24 protein-coding genes are annotated in these 15,615 nt (G+C 51.6%); 18 read left to right on the top strand and 6 right to left on the bottom strand.

Annotated features, from left to right (window positions below; all coding sequences use genetic code 11):
• The first annotated feature begins 6 nt into the window (after window positions 1-6).
• From rpmD to C2U54_RS02555, 12 genes are all read left to right on the top strand, one after another.
• On the top strand, window positions 7-186 hold the full coding sequence (rpmD, locus tag C2U54_RS02610) for a 50S ribosomal protein L30 (RefSeq protein ID WP_003863301.1): 180 nt from the start codon (window positions 7-9) through the stop codon (window positions 184-186).
• Window positions 187-189: 3 nt separating this feature from the next.
• Window positions 190-624 (top strand): 50S ribosomal protein L15, encoded by a 435-nt coding sequence (rplO, locus tag C2U54_RS02605; RefSeq protein ID WP_039032065.1) that lies wholly within the window; start codon window positions 190-192, stop codon window positions 622-624.
• A 7-nt stretch (window positions 625-631) separates the two neighbouring features.
• Window positions 632-1,963, top strand: a complete 1,332-nt coding sequence (gene secY, locus C2U54_RS02600) for a preprotein translocase subunit SecY (protein ID WP_103177265.1) — start codon at window positions 632-634, stop codon at window positions 1,961-1,963.
• 31 nt (window positions 1,964-1,994) lie between these two features.
• Entirely contained in the window at window positions 1,995-2,111 is a 117-nt protein-coding gene (gene rpmJ / locus C2U54_RS02595; RefSeq protein ID WP_000868187.1) for a 50S ribosomal protein L36, read from the top strand.
• A 146-nt stretch (window positions 2,112-2,257) separates the two neighbouring features.
• On the top strand, window positions 2,258-2,614 hold the full coding sequence (rpsM, locus tag C2U54_RS02590; RefSeq protein ID WP_003031135.1) for a 30S ribosomal protein S13: 357 nt from the start codon (window positions 2,258-2,260) through the stop codon (window positions 2,612-2,614).
• A gap of 16 nt (window positions 2,615-2,630) precedes the next feature.
• Window positions 2,631-3,020, top strand: a complete 390-nt coding sequence (gene rpsK / locus C2U54_RS02585) for a 30S ribosomal protein S11 (protein WP_003863312.1) — start codon at window positions 2,631-2,633, stop codon at window positions 3,018-3,020.
• Between the two features lie 34 nt (window positions 3,021-3,054).
• The gene (gene rpsD, locus C2U54_RS02580) at window positions 3,055-3,675 is read left to right on the top strand and encodes a 30S ribosomal protein S4 (RefSeq protein ID WP_032614687.1); all 621 of its coding nucleotides are present in this window, start codon (window positions 3,055-3,057) and stop codon (window positions 3,673-3,675) included.
• A 25-nt stretch (window positions 3,676-3,700) separates the two neighbouring features.
• Window positions 3,701-4,690, top strand: coding sequence for a DNA-directed RNA polymerase subunit alpha (locus C2U54_RS02575; RefSeq protein WP_002919219.1), 990 nt, complete (start codon window positions 3,701-3,703; stop codon window positions 4,688-4,690).
• 40 nt (window positions 4,691-4,730) lie between these two features.
• A complete protein-coding gene (gene rplQ / locus C2U54_RS02570; RefSeq protein WP_001216368.1) occupies window positions 4,731-5,114 on the top strand; it encodes a 50S ribosomal protein L17 in 384 nt (127 codons plus the stop codon).
• A gap of 105 nt (window positions 5,115-5,219) precedes the next feature.
• On the top strand, window positions 5,220-5,588 hold the full coding sequence (locus tag C2U54_RS02565; protein WP_103177264.1) for a DUF1992 domain-containing protein: 369 nt from the start codon (window positions 5,220-5,222) through the stop codon (window positions 5,586-5,588).
• A gap of 2 nt (window positions 5,589-5,590) precedes the next feature.
• Window positions 5,591-6,016, top strand: a complete 426-nt coding sequence (gene zntR, locus C2U54_RS02560; protein ID WP_103177263.1) for a Zn(2+)-responsive transcriptional regulator — start codon at window positions 5,591-5,593, stop codon at window positions 6,014-6,016.
• A 55-nt stretch (window positions 6,017-6,071) separates the two neighbouring features.
• Complete coding sequence (locus C2U54_RS02555) at window positions 6,072-6,317, top strand: alternative ribosome-rescue factor A (RefSeq protein WP_103177262.1); 246 nt, start codon at window positions 6,072-6,074, stop codon at window positions 6,315-6,317.
• Here C2U54_RS02555 and mscL read toward each other — a convergent pair.
• The 5 genes from mscL to def all read right to left on the bottom strand — a co-directional run bounded on the left by mscL (window position 6,285) and on the right by def (window position 11,070).
• Window positions 6,285-6,701, bottom strand: a complete 417-nt coding sequence (gene mscL / locus C2U54_RS02550; RefSeq protein WP_103177261.1) for a large-conductance mechanosensitive channel protein MscL — start codon at window positions 6,699-6,701, stop codon at window positions 6,285-6,287. The two genes, C2U54_RS02555 and mscL, sit on opposite strands and share 33 nt — an antisense overlap.
• A gap of 148 nt (window positions 6,702-6,849) precedes the next feature.
• Window positions 6,850-8,226 carry a Trk system potassium transporter TrkA gene (gene trkA, locus C2U54_RS02545; RefSeq protein ID WP_103177260.1) on the bottom strand — a complete coding sequence of 459 codons (1,377 nt, stop codon included), beginning with the start codon at window positions 8,224-8,226 and terminating at the stop codon, window positions 6,850-6,852.
• Between the two features lie 22 nt (window positions 8,227-8,248).
• Window positions 8,249-9,535, bottom strand: a complete 1,287-nt coding sequence (gene rsmB, locus C2U54_RS02540; protein ID WP_103180997.1) for a 16S rRNA (cytosine(967)-C(5))-methyltransferase RsmB — start codon at window positions 9,533-9,535, stop codon at window positions 8,249-8,251.
• A 52-nt stretch (window positions 9,536-9,587) separates the two neighbouring features.
• Window positions 9,588-10,535, bottom strand: coding sequence for a methionyl-tRNA formyltransferase (gene fmt, locus C2U54_RS02535; protein ID WP_103177259.1), 948 nt, complete (start codon window positions 10,533-10,535; stop codon window positions 9,588-9,590).
• 25 nt (window positions 10,536-10,560) lie between these two features.
• Entirely contained in the window at window positions 10,561-11,070 is a 510-nt protein-coding gene (def, locus tag C2U54_RS02530; RefSeq protein ID WP_039032057.1) for a peptide deformylase, read from the bottom strand.
• A 127-nt stretch (window positions 11,071-11,197) separates the two neighbouring features.
• Between def and dprA the strand changes: the two genes are divergently transcribed.
• The 6 genes from dprA to C2U54_RS02500 are packed head-to-tail and all read left to right on the top strand — an operon-like array spanning window position 11,198 to window position 14,981.
• Window positions 11,198-12,322: a DNA-protecting protein DprA gene (dprA, locus tag C2U54_RS02525; protein ID WP_103177258.1), complete on the top strand. Its 1,125-nt coding sequence runs from the start codon at window positions 11,198-11,200 to the stop codon at window positions 12,320-12,322.
• The gene (gene smg, locus C2U54_RS02520; RefSeq protein WP_039032055.1) at window positions 12,294-12,767 is read left to right on the top strand and encodes a DUF494 family protein Smg; all 474 of its coding nucleotides are present in this window, start codon (window positions 12,294-12,296) and stop codon (window positions 12,765-12,767) included. The genes dprA and smg overlap by 29 nt, the downstream gene beginning before the upstream one ends.
• Window positions 12,768-12,793: 26 nt before the next feature.
• Window positions 12,794-13,336, top strand: a complete 543-nt coding sequence (locus C2U54_RS02515; protein ID WP_103177257.1) for a DNA topoisomerase family protein — start codon at window positions 12,794-12,796, stop codon at window positions 13,334-13,336.
• 4 nt (window positions 13,337-13,340) lie between these two features.
• Window positions 13,341-13,913, top strand: a complete 573-nt coding sequence (gene tsaC, locus C2U54_RS02510; RefSeq protein WP_103177256.1) for an L-threonylcarbamoyladenylate synthase type 1 TsaC — start codon at window positions 13,341-13,343, stop codon at window positions 13,911-13,913.
• Between the two features lie 4 nt (window positions 13,914-13,917).
• Window positions 13,918-14,736, top strand: coding sequence for a shikimate dehydrogenase (aroE, locus tag C2U54_RS02505; protein ID WP_103177255.1), 819 nt, complete (start codon window positions 13,918-13,920; stop codon window positions 14,734-14,736).
• A complete protein-coding gene (locus tag C2U54_RS02500) occupies window positions 14,733-14,981 on the top strand; it encodes a DUF1488 domain-containing protein (RefSeq protein WP_103177254.1) in 249 nt (82 codons plus the stop codon). The genes aroE and C2U54_RS02500 overlap by 4 nt, the downstream gene beginning before the upstream one ends.
• On the opposite strand, the gene C2U54_RS02495 is transcribed toward C2U54_RS02500, so the two are convergent.
• On the bottom strand, window positions 14,957-15,511 hold the full coding sequence (locus tag C2U54_RS02495; RefSeq protein ID WP_103177253.1) for a gamma carbonic anhydrase family protein: 555 nt from the start codon (window positions 15,509-15,511) through the stop codon (window positions 14,957-14,959). The genes C2U54_RS02500 and C2U54_RS02495 overlap by 25 nt on opposite strands.
• Between the last annotated feature and the right edge of the window lie 104 nt (window positions 15,512-15,615).

Raw genomic sequence — 15,615 nt, 5'->3', positions numbered from 1 at the left:
TTGACCATGGCAAAGACTATTAAAATTACACAAACCCGCAGTGCAATCGGACGTCTGCCGAAACACAAGGCAACGCTGCTTGGCCTGGGTCTGCGTCGTATTGGTCATACCGTTGAGCGCGAGGATACTCCTGCTGTACGTGGTATGGTCAACGCGGTTTACTTCATGGTTAAAGTTGAGGAGTAAGAGATGCGTTTAAATACTCTGTCTCCGGCCGAAGGCTCTAAAAAGGCGGGTAAACGCCTGGGTCGTGGTATCGGTTCTGGCCTCGGCAAAACCGGTGGTCGTGGTCACAAAGGTCAGAACTCTCGTTCTGGCGGTGGCGTACGTCGCGGTTTCGAGGGTGGCCAGATGCCACTGTACCGTCGTCTGCCGAAGTTCGGCTTCACCTCTCGCAAATCAGCGATCACAGCCGAAGTTCGTCTGTCTGACCTGGCGAAAGTTGAAGGCGGCGTTGTAGACCTGAACACGCTGAAAGCAGCAAACATTATCGGTATTCAGATCGAGTTCGCGAAAGTGATCCTGTCTGGTGAAGTTTCTACCCCGGTAACTGTTCGTGGCCTGCGTGTTACTAAAGGTGCTCGTGCTGCTATCGAAGCTGCTGGCGGTAAAATTGAGGAATAAGTAGCAGATGGCTAAACAACCGGGATTAGATTTTCAAAGTGCCAAAGGTGGGCTTGGCGAACTGAAACGCAGACTTTTGTTTGTGATCGGTGCGCTGATTGTTTTCCGTATTGGCTCTTTTATTCCGATCCCTGGTATTGATGCCGCTGTACTTGCCAAACTGCTTGAGCAACAGCGTGGCACCATCATTGAAATGTTTAACATGTTCTCTGGTGGTGCTCTCAGCCGTGCTTCTATCTTTGCTCTGGGTATCATGCCGTATATTTCGGCATCGATTATTATCCAGCTGCTGACGGTCGTTCATCCGGCCCTGGCAGAACTGAAGAAAGAAGGGGAGTCTGGTCGTCGTAAGATCAGCCAGTACACCCGCTACGGTACTCTGGTGCTGGCAATATTCCAGTCGATCGGTATTGCTACCGGTCTACCGAATATGCCTGGTATGCAGGGCCTGGTTATTAACCCAGGCTTTGCATTCTATTTCACCGCTGTTGTAAGTCTGGTTTCAGGAACAATGTTCCTCATGTGGCTCGGCGAACAAATTACTGAACGGGGTATCGGTAACGGTATTTCGATCATTATTTTCGCCGGTATTGTTGCGGGACTCCCGCCAGCCATTGCCCATACTATCGAGCAAGCGCGTCAAGGCGACCTGCACTTCCTCCTGTTGCTGTTGGTTGCAGTATTAGTATTTGCAGTGACGTTCTTTGTTATCTTCGTTGAACGTGGTCAACGCCGCATTGTGGTAAACTACGCGAAACGTCAACAAGGCCGTCGTGTCTATGCTGCACAGAGCACACATTTACCGCTGAAAGTGAATATGGCAGGGGTAATCCCGGCAATCTTCGCTTCCAGTATTATTCTGTTCCCGGCGACCATCGCGTCATGGTTCGGGGGCGGTACTGGTTGGAACTGGCTGACAACAATTTCGCTGTATTTGCAGCCTGGGCAACCGCTTTATGTGTTACTCTATGCGTCTGCGATCATCTTCTTCTGTTTCTTCTACACGGCGTTGGTCTTCAACCCGCGTGAAACAGCAGATAACCTGAAGAAGTCCGGTGCATTTGTACCAGGAATTCGTCCGGGAGAGCAAACGGCGAAGTATATCGATAAAGTAATGACCCGCCTGACTCTGGTTGGTGCGCTTTATATTACCTTTATCTGCCTGATCCCGGAGTTCATGCGTGATGCAATGAAAGTACCGTTCTACTTCGGTGGAACCTCACTGCTTATCGTTGTTGTCGTGATTATGGACTTTATGGCTCAAGTGCAAACTCTAATGATGTCAAGTCAGTACGAGTCTGCATTGAAGAAGGCGAACCTGAAAGGCTACGGCCGCTAATAGGTCGCCCGAGAAGTTACGGAGAGTAAAAATGAAAGTTCGTGCTTCCGTCAAGAAATTATGCCGTAACTGCAAAATCGTTAAGCGTGATGGTGTCATCCGTGTGATTTGCAGTGCCGAGCCGAAGCATAAACAGCGCCAAGGCTGATTATTTCGCATATTTTTCTTGCAAAGTTGGGTTGAGCTGGCTAGATTAGCCAGCCAATCTTTTGTATGTCTGTACGTTTCCATTTGAGTATCCTGAAAACGGGCTTTTCAGCATGGTGCGTACATATTAAATAGTAGGAGTGCATAGTGGCCCGTATAGCAGGCATTAACATTCCTGATCAGAAACATGCTGTGATCGCATTAACTTCGATCTATGGCGTCGGCAAGACCCGTTCTAAAGCCATTCTGGCTGCAGCGGGTATCGCTGAAGATGTTAAGATCAGTGAGCTGTCTGAAGAACAAATCGACACGCTGCGTGACGAAGTTGCCAAATTTGTCGTTGAAGGTGATCTGCGCCGTGAAGTTAGCATGAGCATCAAGCGCCTGATGGATCTTGGTTGCTATCGCGGTTTGCGTCATCGTCGTGGTCTGCCAGTGCGCGGTCAGCGTACTAAGACCAACGCACGTACCCGTAAGGGTCCGCGCAAACCGATCAAGAAATAATCGGGGTGATTGAATAATGGCAAAGGCACCAGTTCGTGCACGTAAGCGTGTAAGAAAACAAGTCTCTGACGGCGTGGCTCATATCCATGCTTCTTTCAACAACACCATCGTTACTATTACTGATCGTCAGGGTAACGCGCTGGGTTGGGCAACAGCCGGTGGTTCCGGTTTCCGTGGTTCTCGCAAATCCACTCCGTTCGCAGCTCAGGTTGCAGCAGAGCGTTGCGCTGAAGCCGTAAAAGAATACGGCATCAAGAATCTGGAAGTTATGGTAAAAGGTCCGGGTCCGGGTCGCGAATCTACCGTTCGTGCTCTGAACGCCGCTGGTTTCCGCATCACTAATATTACTGATGTGACTCCGATCCCTCATAACGGTTGTCGTCCGCCGAAAAAACGTCGCGTATAACGCGTTCGTTTTCCAGGTTTGTTGGAGATAGAAAATGGCAAGATATTTGGGTCCTAAGCTCAAGCTGAGCCGTCGTGAGGGCACCGACTTATTCCTTAAGTCTGGCGTTCGCGCGATCGATACCAAGTGTAAAATTGAACAAGCTCCTGGCCAGCACGGTGCGCGTAAACCGCGTCTGTCTGACTATGGTGTGCAGTTGCGTGAAAAGCAAAAAGTTCGCCGTATGTACGGTGTGCTGGAGCGTCAGTTCCGTAACTACTATAAAGAAGCAGCACGTCTGAAAGGCAACACCGGTGAAAACCTGTTGGCTCTGCTGGAAGGTCGTCTGGACAACGTTGTATACCGTATGGGCTTTGGCGCCACTCGTGCTGAAGCACGTCAGATGGTTAGCCATAAAGCAATCATGGTAAACGGTCGTGTTGTTAACATCGCTTCTTATCAGGTTAAAGCGAATGACGTTGTTAGCATTCGTGAGAAAGCGAAAAAGCAATCTCGCGTGAAAGCCGCTCTGGAGCTGGCTGAGCAGCGTGAAAAGCCAACCTGGCTGGAAGTTGATGCTGGCAAGATGGAAGGTACGTTCAAGCGTCAGCCAGAACGTTCTGATCTGTCTGCGGACATTAACGAACACCTGATCGTCGAGCTTTACTCCAAGTAAAGCTTAGTACCAAAGAGAGGACACAATGCAGGGTTCTGTGACAGAGTTTCTAAAACCGCGCCTGGTAGATATCGAGCAAGTGAGTTCGACGCACGCCAAGGTGACCCTTGAGCCTTTAGAGCGTGGCTTTGGCCATACTCTGGGTAACGCACTGCGCCGTATTCTGCTCTCATCGATGCCGGGTTGCGCGGTGACCGAGGTTGAGATTGATGGTGTACTTCATGAGTACAGCACCAAAGAAGGCGTTCAGGAAGATATCCTTGAAATCCTGCTCAACCTGAAAGGGCTGGCGGTGAGAGTTCAGGGTAAAGATGAAGTTATTCTTACTCTGAATAAATCTGGCATTGGCCCTGTGACTGCAGCCGACATCACCCACGACGGTGATGTTGAAATCGTCAAGCCGCAGCACGTGATCTGCCACCTGACCGATGAGAACGCAGCTATCAGCATGCGTATCAAAGTTCAGCGCGGTCGTGGTTATGTGCCGGCTTCTGCCCGAATTCATTCGGAAGAAGATGAGCGCCCAATCGGCCGTCTGCTGGTCGACGCATGCTACAGCCCTGTAGAGCGTATTGCCTACAATGTTGAAGCAGCGCGTGTAGAACAGCGTACCGACCTGGACAAGCTGGTCATCGAAATGGAAACCAACGGCACAATCGATCCTGAAGAGGCGATTCGTCGTGCGGCAACCATCCTGGCAGAACAACTGGAAGCTTTCGTTGACTTACGTGATGTACGTCAGCCGGAAGTGAAAGAAGAGAAACCAGAATTCGATCCGATCCTGCTGCGCCCTGTTGACGATCTGGAATTGACTGTCCGCTCTGCTAACTGCCTCAAGGCAGAAGCTATCCACTATATCGGTGATCTGGTACAGCGTACCGAGGTTGAGTTGCTGAAAACGCCGAACCTGGGTAAAAAATCTCTTACTGAGATTAAAGACGTGCTGGCTTCACGTGGTCTGTCTCTGGGCATGCGCCTGGAAAACTGGCCACCAGCAAGCATTGCTGACGAGTAACCGGATCACAGGTTAAGGTTTTACTGAGAAGGATAAGGTCATGCGCCATCGTAAGAGTGGTCGTCAACTGAACCGCAACAGCAGCCATCGCCAGGCTATGTTCCGCAACATGGCAGGTTCACTGGTTCGTCATGAAATCATCAAGACGACCCTGCCTAAAGCGAAAGAGCTGCGTCGCGTAGTTGAGCCGCTGATTACTCTTGCCAAGACTGACAGCGTTGCTAATCGTCGTCTGGCATTCGCCCGCACTCGTGATAACGAGATCGTGGCAAAACTGTTTAACGAACTGGGCCCGCGTTTCGCGAGCCGTGCCGGTGGTTACACTCGTATTCTGAAGTGTGGCTTCCGTGCAGGCGACAACGCTCCGATGGCTTACATCGAGCTGGTTGATCGTTCAGAGAAAGCAGAAGCTGCTGCAGAGTAATCTGCAGTAACGTAAAAAAACCCGCTCCGGCGGGTTTTTTTATATCCGCTGAATCCCCATTTTCTACACTACTCTTATTCTTTTCCTACTCTCTGGAGTTTTGCTATGTGGTTATTGGACCAATGGGCAGAACGACATATCCTGGATGCCCAGCGCCAGGGTGAATTCGATGACCTGCCCGGCAGTGGCCAGCCGCTGAAACTGGATGATGATTCACATGTTCCCCCAGAGCTGCGAGCGGCCTACCGCATGTTGAAAAACGCGGGTTGCCTCCCTCCTGAACTTGAACAGCGTAAAGAGGCGATCGAACTGTCTCACTTGCTTACCACAGTCAAAGAGGGAACTGCAGCGCATGCGGATTACGCCCGCCGTCTCGCCCTTCTGGAACTAAAGCTGCGCCAGGTGGGAGCGAGTACGGAGTTTCTGCGCGGGGATTATGCTGAACGTCTAATGCAAAAAATGAAGGAGGAGTAGCGATGTATCGTATTGGTGAGCTTGCTAAGCTGGCTGAGGTTACCCCTGATACTATTCGTTATTACGAAAAGCAGCAGATGATGGAACATGAGATACGCACTGAAGGGGGCTTCCCGCTTTATACCGACCGGGATCTTCAGCGCCTTAAGTTTATTCGTCATGCGCGACAGCTGGGGTTTACTCTGGAATCGATCCGCGAGCTACTGTCGATCCGTATCGATCCCGAGCATCACACCTGCCAGGAATCAAAAAGTATTGTGCAGGCGAGATTGAGTGAAGTCGAGGCGCGCATCGAAGAGCTTCAAACCATGCGGCTCTCTTTACAGCGGTTGAACGATGCCTGTTGCGGTACTGCACATAGCAGCGTTTACTGTTCTATTCTGGAAACCCTTGAACAAGGGGCGAATGGCGAGTCTCGCGGATGTTGATTTTATTGTCAGCACCTTCTAAACTCGCGTCGATATTTTGAACACTGGAGAAAGTATGAGCCATTATCAACACAAGAAAGGTCAGATCAACGACAATGCCATTGAGGCGTTACTGCATGATCCTTTATTCAGACAGCGAATCGAGAAGAACAAGAAAGGGAAAGGAAGTTATCTGCGCAAAACTAAACATGCAAAACGGGGTAACTGGGAGGCCAGTAGCAAGCAAGCGAATCGCTTTCTTACCACTGGCCTTCTTGCTTTGAGTGGCTTACAAAGTGCGGTTGTTCTGCGCTTTCAGTAAGTCACGAATTTCAGTAAGCAGCACTTCTTCTTTCGATGGGGCTGGCGGCGCAGCCGGTTCTTCTTTTTTCTTACGGTTTAATTTGTTGATGAGCTTAATGGCCATAAAGATGGCGAAAGCAACAATCATGAAATCAAATACGTTTTGAATAAACACGCCATAGTGCATTACCACCGCAGGGACATCACCTTGAGCTTCCCGCAGCGTTATGGCGAATTGCTTGAAATCTATTCCGCCAATTAAAAGGCCCAGTGGTGGCATGATGATATCCGCAACCAGTGATGAAACGATCTTGCCAAACGCCGCACCAATAATCACACCCACAGCCAAATCCACTACGTTTCCGCGCATCGCAAATTCGCGAAATTCTTTAATAAAACTCATTTTGTTCTCCTTGTGCCAGCTGACAAATACAAGTCTAACAAATCATTAGCGGATTGCCATTGAAGAGAGACATACGTCACAGAAATATAACCCTTACATATTATTGGGTTAAAAAGAAAAGGTGCTGAAAACAGCACCTTTGCAAGCGTCAGAGGAAGAAAGGACTTGGCTGGAATAAGCGCTCGACGTCGGTAATAAACTTTTTGTCTGTCAGGAACATAATAACGTGATCGCCCTGCTCAATGCGTAGATTGTCATTAGCGATCATGACATCGTTACCCCGCACCACTGCACCAATGATAGTGCCCGGCGGGAGTTTAATCTCATCGATGGTACGCCCAACCACACGGGACGTGCTTTCGTCGCCATGCGCCACGGCTTCGATAGCTTCTGCCACTCCACGACGGAGGGAAGAAACGCCAACGATATCCGCTTTTCGCACGTGACTCAGCAGGGCAGAGATAGTGGCCTGTTGCGGCGAAATCGCAATATCGATAACGCTTCCCTGCACCAGATCGACATAGGCTTTGCGCTGGATAAGCACCATGACCTTCTTCGCACCCATCCGTTTTGCCAGCATCGCTGACATGATGTTGGCTTCGTCGTCGTTGGTAACAGCAATGAAAAGATCAACCTGATCGATATGCTCTTCGGCAAGCAGCTCCTGATCCGACGCATCGCCATAGAAAACGATCGTATTTTGCAGTTTTTCTGCCAGTTCAGCGGCGCGCTGTTGATCCCGTTCGATCAATTTTACGCTGTAGTCTTTTTCCAGCTGCCGGGCCAGGCCAGCGCCGATATTACCGCCCCCGACCAGCATGATGCGCTTATAGGGTTTTTCCAGTCGCTGAAGCTCGCTCATTACCGCACGGATGTGCTGTGACGCGGCGATAAAGAAGACCTCGTCACCAGCTTCGACAATGGTAGAGCCTTGGGGACGAATAGGGCGGTCATGACGGAAAATCGCGGCGACGCGCGTATCGATGTGCGGCATATGTTCGCGCATCGTAGAGAGTGCGTTACCGATCAGCGGGCCGCCATAGTAGGCTTTTACTACCGCAAGACTGACCTTGCCCTCTGCGAAGTTGACTACCTGCAGTGCGCCCGGGTATTCAATCAGGCGGTAAATACTGTCGATAACCAGCTGTTCCGGCGCGATTAAGTGGTCGATTGGGACCGCATCGGACTGAAACAACTTATCGGCATCACGAACGTAATCCGGCGAACGTATACGCGCGATTCGGTTTGGGGTATTAAATAACGAATAGGCCACCTGACAGGCCACCATATTCGTTTCATCAGAACTGGTGACAGCAACCAGCATATCTGCGTCATCCGCTCCGGCTTCACGCAACACTCGTGGGTGAGAGCCATGCCCCTGAACCACGCGCAGATCGAATTTATCCTGCAGGCCGCGCAGACGATCGCCATTGGTATCAACGATAGTGATGTCGTTATTCTCACCGACCAGGTTTTCTGCCAGCGTACCGCCTACCTGCCCCGCGCCCAGAATGATTATCTTCATATCTTGTGACCCGTTATCAACATCACTCTTTGATTAGCTTAGCGTAAAAGAAACCGTCGCCTTCTTCTGCCCCTGGCAGGTTTTGCTTGCCGGGCAGTTCTGGTGTGCCGGTCAGATGCAGGCGGGCATCAGGTGTGCGCTTCAGGAACGCGGCGATCTGCTGGCTATTCTCTTCCGGCAGAACAGAACAGGTGGCATAAACCAGCGTCCCGCCTGTTTTCAGATGCGGCCAGATAGCGTCGAGGATCTCTGACTGCAACTGTGCCAGTTCGTTGATATCCCGATCGCGGCGCAACCATTTGATATCCGGATGGCGGCGGATAACGCCGGTCGCTGAGCAAGGGGCATCCAGTAAAATGCGATCGAACTGCTCATCCCCGCACCACTGCCCAGGGGTACGCCCGTCACCCTGCTTAACTTCCGCCTTCATACCCAGACGTTTGAGATTATCGTAGACACGAGAAAGACGCTGTTCGTCAACGTCGACAGCCATCACGTTAGCCTGCGGAGCGACCTCCAGAATATGTGTCGTTTTACCGCCTGGCGCGGCGCAAAGATCGAGGATCCGCTCGCCATTCTGCGGCTCAAGCCAGGTCATGCAACCCTGGGCTGAAGCGTCCTGAACGGTAACCCAGCCCTGTTCAAAGCCAGGCAGAGCATGTACCGGTGCAGGGGCCGCCAGACGCACTGCATCGCTGTATTCAGGATGAGGGAACCCGGTCATTCCGGCCTCTTCCAGTAGCGCCAGCCAGGCGTCCCGGGTGTGGTGATTGCGGTTAACGCGTAGCCACATAGGTGGACGCTGGTTATTGGCATTAATTAGCGCTTCCCACTGCTCAGGATAGGCTTTTTGCAATCGCTTTAATAACCAGTCAGGATGCAGGAAACGTTTTTCCGTGCGGGCGAACTCAGCCAGCAATTCATCTTGCTGGCGCTGGAACTGTCGCAACACGCCGTTGATCAATCCTTTCAGCTGCGGGCGTTTTACCGCAACTGCGCCTTCTACGGTCTCTGCCAGTGCGGCATGAGGTGGAATACGGGTATGCAGCAGCTGATAGAAGCCGACCATGATCAGGTAGTGAATGACGCGTTGCTTGCCCGCCATCGGGCGCGCCATAAGTTTTCCGATCAGCCACTCCATCTGGGGTAACGTGCGCAGAACACCAAAGCACAACTCCTGAAGCAGCGACTTATCTTTATCGGAAACCTTTTGCTGTAACGGTGGCAGGACATTGCTCAGGGACTGACCCTGCTCGACCACTTGCTCAATCGCCTGTGCTGCCAGGCTGCGTAAATTTTGTTTTTTCATAACCGCAAAAATAAAAATGCCCGGAAACACCGGGCCTTAATTTGAAATGATCTCAGGCGAGACTGTTGCCAGGGGTAAACCATTCACGGCGGGAGTTAAGAAGGTCCTGCGCGCTCATGGCTTTTTTACCTGCTGGTTGTAAGGATTCCAGATTAAGGATCCCTTCAACTGTCGCGACCTGAATACCCTGTTTACTGGCTGCAATGATTGTTCCAGGGGCAGCGTGAGTTTGGCCATCAATCACAGAGGCCTTCCATACCTTCACCGGCTGTCCGTCTATCTCAAGCCAACTCATTGGCCATGGATTGAAAGCCCGAATACAGCGTTCAAGCTGAGCAGCAGGGAGAGTCCAGTCGAGGCGGGCCTCTTCTTTGCTGAGCTTTTCAGCATGGGTCACTAATGCTTCGTCCTGAACTTCTGGTTGAGCCCGATTCTCTGCAAGCTGTTGCAGTGTATCAATCAGCCCTTTTGGCCCAAGCTCTGCCAGTTTGTCATACAGGGTGGCACTGGTATCTTCGGCGGTAATAGGACAAGAGAGCTTATACAGCATGTCGCCAGTATCCAGCCCTACGTCCATTTGCATAATCGTCACGCCAGTATCGGCATCGCCAGCCCACAATGAACGCTGGATCGGCGCTGCGCCACGCCAGCGTGGGAGAAGTGAACCGTGAACATTAATGCAGCCCAGACGCGGCATATCAAGCACCGCTTTCGGCAGGATGAGGCCATACGCCACAACCACCATGACATCTGCATTTAACTGAGCAACCAGCTGCTGATTTTCCTGCGGCCGTAACGAAGCAGGCTGAAAGACCGGTAAACCGTGCTCTTCAGCCAGGACTTTTACCGGGCTCGGCATCAATTTTTTACCCCGGCCTGCCGGACGATCGGGCTGAGTAAACACGCCCACAACCTTATGGCCAGACGACAACAGCGCGTCGAGATGACGCGCTGCAAAGTCAGGTGTTCCTGCAAAGATGATACGTAGTGATGTAGACACGTTATTCCTTGTATCCGGGGTCACATTAAGCGCGAGCGCGCATGCGATCCAGTTTCTCTACTTTCTGACGAATACGCTGCTGCTTCAGTGGAGAGAGATAATCGATAAACAGTTTACCGACCAGATGATCCATCTCATGCTGAATGCAGATGGCCAGCAGATCATCCGCTTCCAGTTCGAACGGCTTACCGTCGCGATCAAGCGCGCGGATTTTGACTTTTTCTGCACGTGGTACCAGTGCTCGCTGCTCAGGGATAGAGAGGCAGCCTTCTTCGATACCGGTTTCACCGCTTTTTTCCAGAAGCTCCGGATTGATTAATACCAGGCGCCCGTCGCGGTTCTCAGAAACGTCGATCACAATGATGCGCTGGTGAATATCCACCTGAGTCGCCGCGAGACCGATGCCTTCTTCGGCGTACATCGTATCGAACATATCATCAATGATACGTTGAGTTTCTGCATTCACTTCTTTAACCGGCTCGGCGACTTTGCGAAGGCGCTCGTCCGGAATATGTAACACTTGCAAAACTGCCATATATTTCCAGAGTCGTATTCAGGAGTTGATAAGAATATAACCTCTATTCTAGACAAAACCCCCTCTGATTGACAGCATCAGTGACCAATCGCAAAGATTGCTATAGCGGCTTCTGGCAGGGGAAAGGATGACATCCACAGAGATTTGGCTACGCCTGATAAGCACCGGAGAGTTGTACGGCGACAAGATGGTGGCGATAGCGCAGCAGCTGCAGCGCGAATCCCATATTGATGGTGCTCTGCTGGTGGAAAGGGGGCTCACCCACAGGCAAAAGGAGAAGTTTTTATCGTTTTCACCGCGGGAACTCGACCGCAGTATGGCCTGGCTGGCCGGACAGGACCATTATCTGATATGTGCGGATAATGCCCTCTATCCAGGGCAGCTTCGCGCTATTGCCGATTACCCTGGGGCTTTGTTTGTTAAGGGGGAGCCCTCCGTGCTGTCGAGTCTGCAACTTGCCGTGGTCGGCAGCCGTTCTCACTCCTGGTATGGAGAGCGTTGGGGAAAAGTGCTTTGTGAGCAGCTAGCCCAGGCGGGACTGACGATTACCAGCGGACTGGCCTGCGGCATCGATGGTATAGCGCATCGCGCTGCGCTCAACGTTAAAGGCAAAAGCGTCGCGGTGCTGGGTAACGGTCTGGCGGATGTCTATCCCCGCCGCCATTCGTCGCTGGCCATGCGTCTTGTTGAAAGCGGCGGTGCAGTGATCTCTGAGTTTTCACTCGCGACGCCTCCCTGGCAGGGTAATTTCCCGCGACGTAACCGCATCATTAGCGGCCTCAGCCTGGGGGTGTTCGTAATCGAAGCGATGATAAGAAGCGGTTCTCTCGTTACCGCCAAATGCGCCCTTGAGCAGGGGCGTGAGGTCTTTGCATTACCGGGAGCCATTGGCAACCCGGGGAGTGAAGGTCCTCACTGGTTAATAAAGCAAGGGGCGACTCCCGTGACAACGGCAGAAGATATTCTGGAAACGTTGCAAAACGGACTGAACTGGCTGCCAGAGGATCCCAAAAATTGGCTTTATTCTTCAGATCAGGACCAGGTAGCATTGCCATTTCCTGAGCTCCTGGCTAACGTAGGAGATGAGGTAACACCTGTTGACGTTGTCGCTGAACGTGCCGGCCAACCTGTGCCAGTAACCGTAGCACAGCTACTCGAACTGGAGTTAGCAGGATGGATCGCAGCTGTACCCGGCGGCTATGTCCGATTAAGGAGGGCAAGCCATGTTCGACGTACTCATGTATTTGTTTGAGACTTACATCCATAACGAAGCTGAAGCACGCGTGGATCAGGACAAACTCACACGCGATCTCACCGATGCAGGTTTCGAACGGGAAGATATCTACAACGCGTTAATATGGCTGGAAAAACTGGCTGATTATCAGGAAGGCCTTGCCGAACCGATGCAGTTAGTTTCCGATCCACTGTCTGTACGCATCTATACGGCTGAAGAGTGTGAAAGGCTGGATGCCAGTTGCCGGGGATTTATCTTATTCCTTGAGCAGATTCAGGTGCTGAACCTCGAAACACGAGAAATGGTGATAGAGCGCGTCATGGCGCTGGATACCGCAGAATTTGAGCTGGAGGACCTGAAGTGGGTCATCCTGATGGTTCTGTTCAATATTCCAGGGTGTGAAAATGCCTATCAGCAAATGGAAGAATTACTCTTTGAAGTGAATGAAGGTATGCTGCATTAATTCATTTTGCAGCACCAAGAGTTGTTATGGCCAAATCAGCACTATTTACGGTGCGTAAACATGAGTCCTGCCCGCAGTGTGGGGCAGAACTTGTTATCCGGTCCGGTAAACACGGGCCGTTTCTCGGTTGTTCACACTATCCAGAATGTGATTATGTCCGTCCCCTGAAAAATCAGGCGGACGGGCATATTGTTAAGATTCTGGAGGGACAAGCCTGCCCGCAATGCGGCGGCGATCTGGCGCTGCGCCAGGGGCGTTTTGGCATGTTTATCGGCTGTAGTCGCTATCCCGAATGTCATCACACCGAACAAATCGATAAACCTGATGAAACAGCCGTAGCCTGCCCGCAATGCGGCAGCGGGCATCTCGTGCAACGCCGTTCACGCTATGGTAAGACATTCCACTCCTGCGATCGCTATCCTGAATGTCAGTTTGTTACCAATTTCAAACCGGTGGCGGGCAGCTGCCCTGAGTGCCATTACCCGCTACTTATCGAGAAAAAAACGGCGCAAGGTATGAAGCGCTTCTGCGCCAGTAAACAATGTGGAAAGCCGGTTTCGGCGGAATAAAAAAGTGAAGAATAACCTGCAGTCAGGCTCCGTTGCGCATGCAGTGGATGTGCTGAAAAATGAAGAAGTCATCGCCTATCCAACAGAAGCGGTTTTTGGGGTGGGATGCGATCCCGACAGCGAAGTAGCCGTAACACGTCTCTTAACGCTTAAACAGCGCCCGGTAGAAAAAGGGCTGATTCTTATCGCCGCCAGTTTTGAACAGCTTAAACCTTATATAGATGATTCCATGTTGACGTCAGCGCAGCGTGAAACCATTTTCTCCTCCTGGCCTGGGCCGGTAACGTTTGTGTTTCCGGCGCTGCCGACAACGCCTCGATGGCTGACGGGGCGTTTTGACTCCCTTGCTGTTCGCGTGACGGACCATCCATTAGTCATCGAGCTATGTAATCGCTTTGGTAAACCGCTGGTCTCTACCAGCGCCAATCTGACGGGATTGCCTCCTTGCCGCACTGCAGAAGAGGTGTCAGCGCAGTTTGGTAGTGAGTTCCCGGTGGTCATCGGTGAAACCGGTGGTCGCCTGAACCCGTCAGAAATTCGTGATGCTTTGACCGGCGAACTTTTTCGCCAGGGGTAATCAGATGGAAGCGTACGCCGTTTTTGGTAATCCAGTTGCGCATAGCAAATCGCCGTTTATTCACCAACAGTTCGCCCAGCAGTTGCATATCGATCACCCTTATGGCCGAGTGCTTGCACCCATTGATGCCTTTGTGACGACGCTGGAGGCTTTTTTTGCTGGTGGCGGAAAAGGGGCGAATGTCACAGTACCTTTTAAAGAAGAGGCATTCGGGCGTGCCGATGAGTTAACAGAGCGCGCCTCTCTTGCGGGAGCTGTGAATACGCTCAAGCGGCTTGAAGATGGCCGAATTCTGGGAGACAACACTGATGGCATTGGCCTGCTGAGCGATCTGGAACGTCTGTCATTTATCAAACCTGGCGCGCGTATCCTTTTGATTGGCGCGGGCGGCGCGGCGCGAGGTGTGATTTTACCTCTGCTCTCCCTGGATTGCGCAGTAACCATTACGAATCGTACTTACTCCCGGGCAGAAGAGTTGGCCGCTCTGTTTGCCCACACTGGCAGTATTGATGCGGTCGCCCTGGACGCGTTACACGGCCATGAGTTTGATCTGATCGTTAATGCGACCTCAAGCGGCATTGGTGGCGACGTTCCCGCCATTCCGGCGTCATTGATCAATGGACAGGTTAATTGCTATGACATGTTCTATCAGAAAGGCAAAACGCCTTTTCTGAGCTGGTGTGAACGGCAAGGCGCAAAACGTGTGGCTGATGGATTGGGGATGCTGGTGGGGCAGGCCGCGCATGCGGTGATGCTCTGGCACGGCGTGCTGCCGGAAGTGGAGCCGGTCATTGAAAAACTCAAACTGGAGCTATCGGCATGAACCAGGCGATCCAGTTCCCGGATCGAGAAAGCTGGGATGAAGACAAACAGGCAGTCTGTTTTCCCGCGCTGGTAAATGGCATGCAAATGATGTGTGCCATTGAAGGAAGAACGCTGGCGCGTCGTTTTGGCGATGGCCTGCCAATTGAGATGTTTCGTGAACATCGCTGGGATCTGGAAGAAGAAGCCAGCGATGCGATCCGCAAGGGGGACGAGGACGATCAAGGGTGGTTCTGGCTTTCCTGATCCAGATAATCATTCTTCCATTTAACGTAGTTATTGGCTGAGTACTTTAACCCTTCTATTTCCGCTTCCGTCAGGGGGCGGATCTGTTTTACCGGACTTCCTAAATAGAGAAAGCCGCTCTCGAGCCGCTTATTTTGCGGAACCAGGCTGCCAGCACCAATCATTACGTCATCTTCTACTACCACACCATCCAGCAAAATCGATCCCATGCCGACCAGAACGCGATTGCCGATCGTGCAGCCGTGCAACATCACTTTATGACCGACAGTGACCTCTTCACCAACGATCAGGGGATTACCTTCAGGGTTATAAGAAGATTTATGGGTCACATGCAGCACGCTGCCATCCTGAATATTAGTACGGGCGCCAATGGCGACGTAATTCACATCTCCACGAATAGCAACCAGCGGCCAGATACTGACATCATCACCCAGCCGGACATCGCCAATGACCACGCTACTGCTGTCGATCATGACGCGATCGCCTTGTTTTGGGAAAAGATCTTTATAGGGACGGAGTACTGCAGACATATCAACCTCGAGTGATGTGCATTCTTTTGATGACTTTGATCCTAATACGTAGCTTGATCAAGGGCCAGTTACGTCATTATTTGAGCATATCGGATGGGATTTCA

Source organism: Leclercia sp. LSNIH1, from assembly GCF_002902985.1.
Lineage (GTDB): Bacteria > Pseudomonadota > Gammaproteobacteria > Enterobacterales > Enterobacteriaceae > Enterobacter.
The sequence above is the reverse complement of the archived record's forward strand: the minus strand, read 5'-3'. Positions and strand labels throughout refer to the sequence as shown.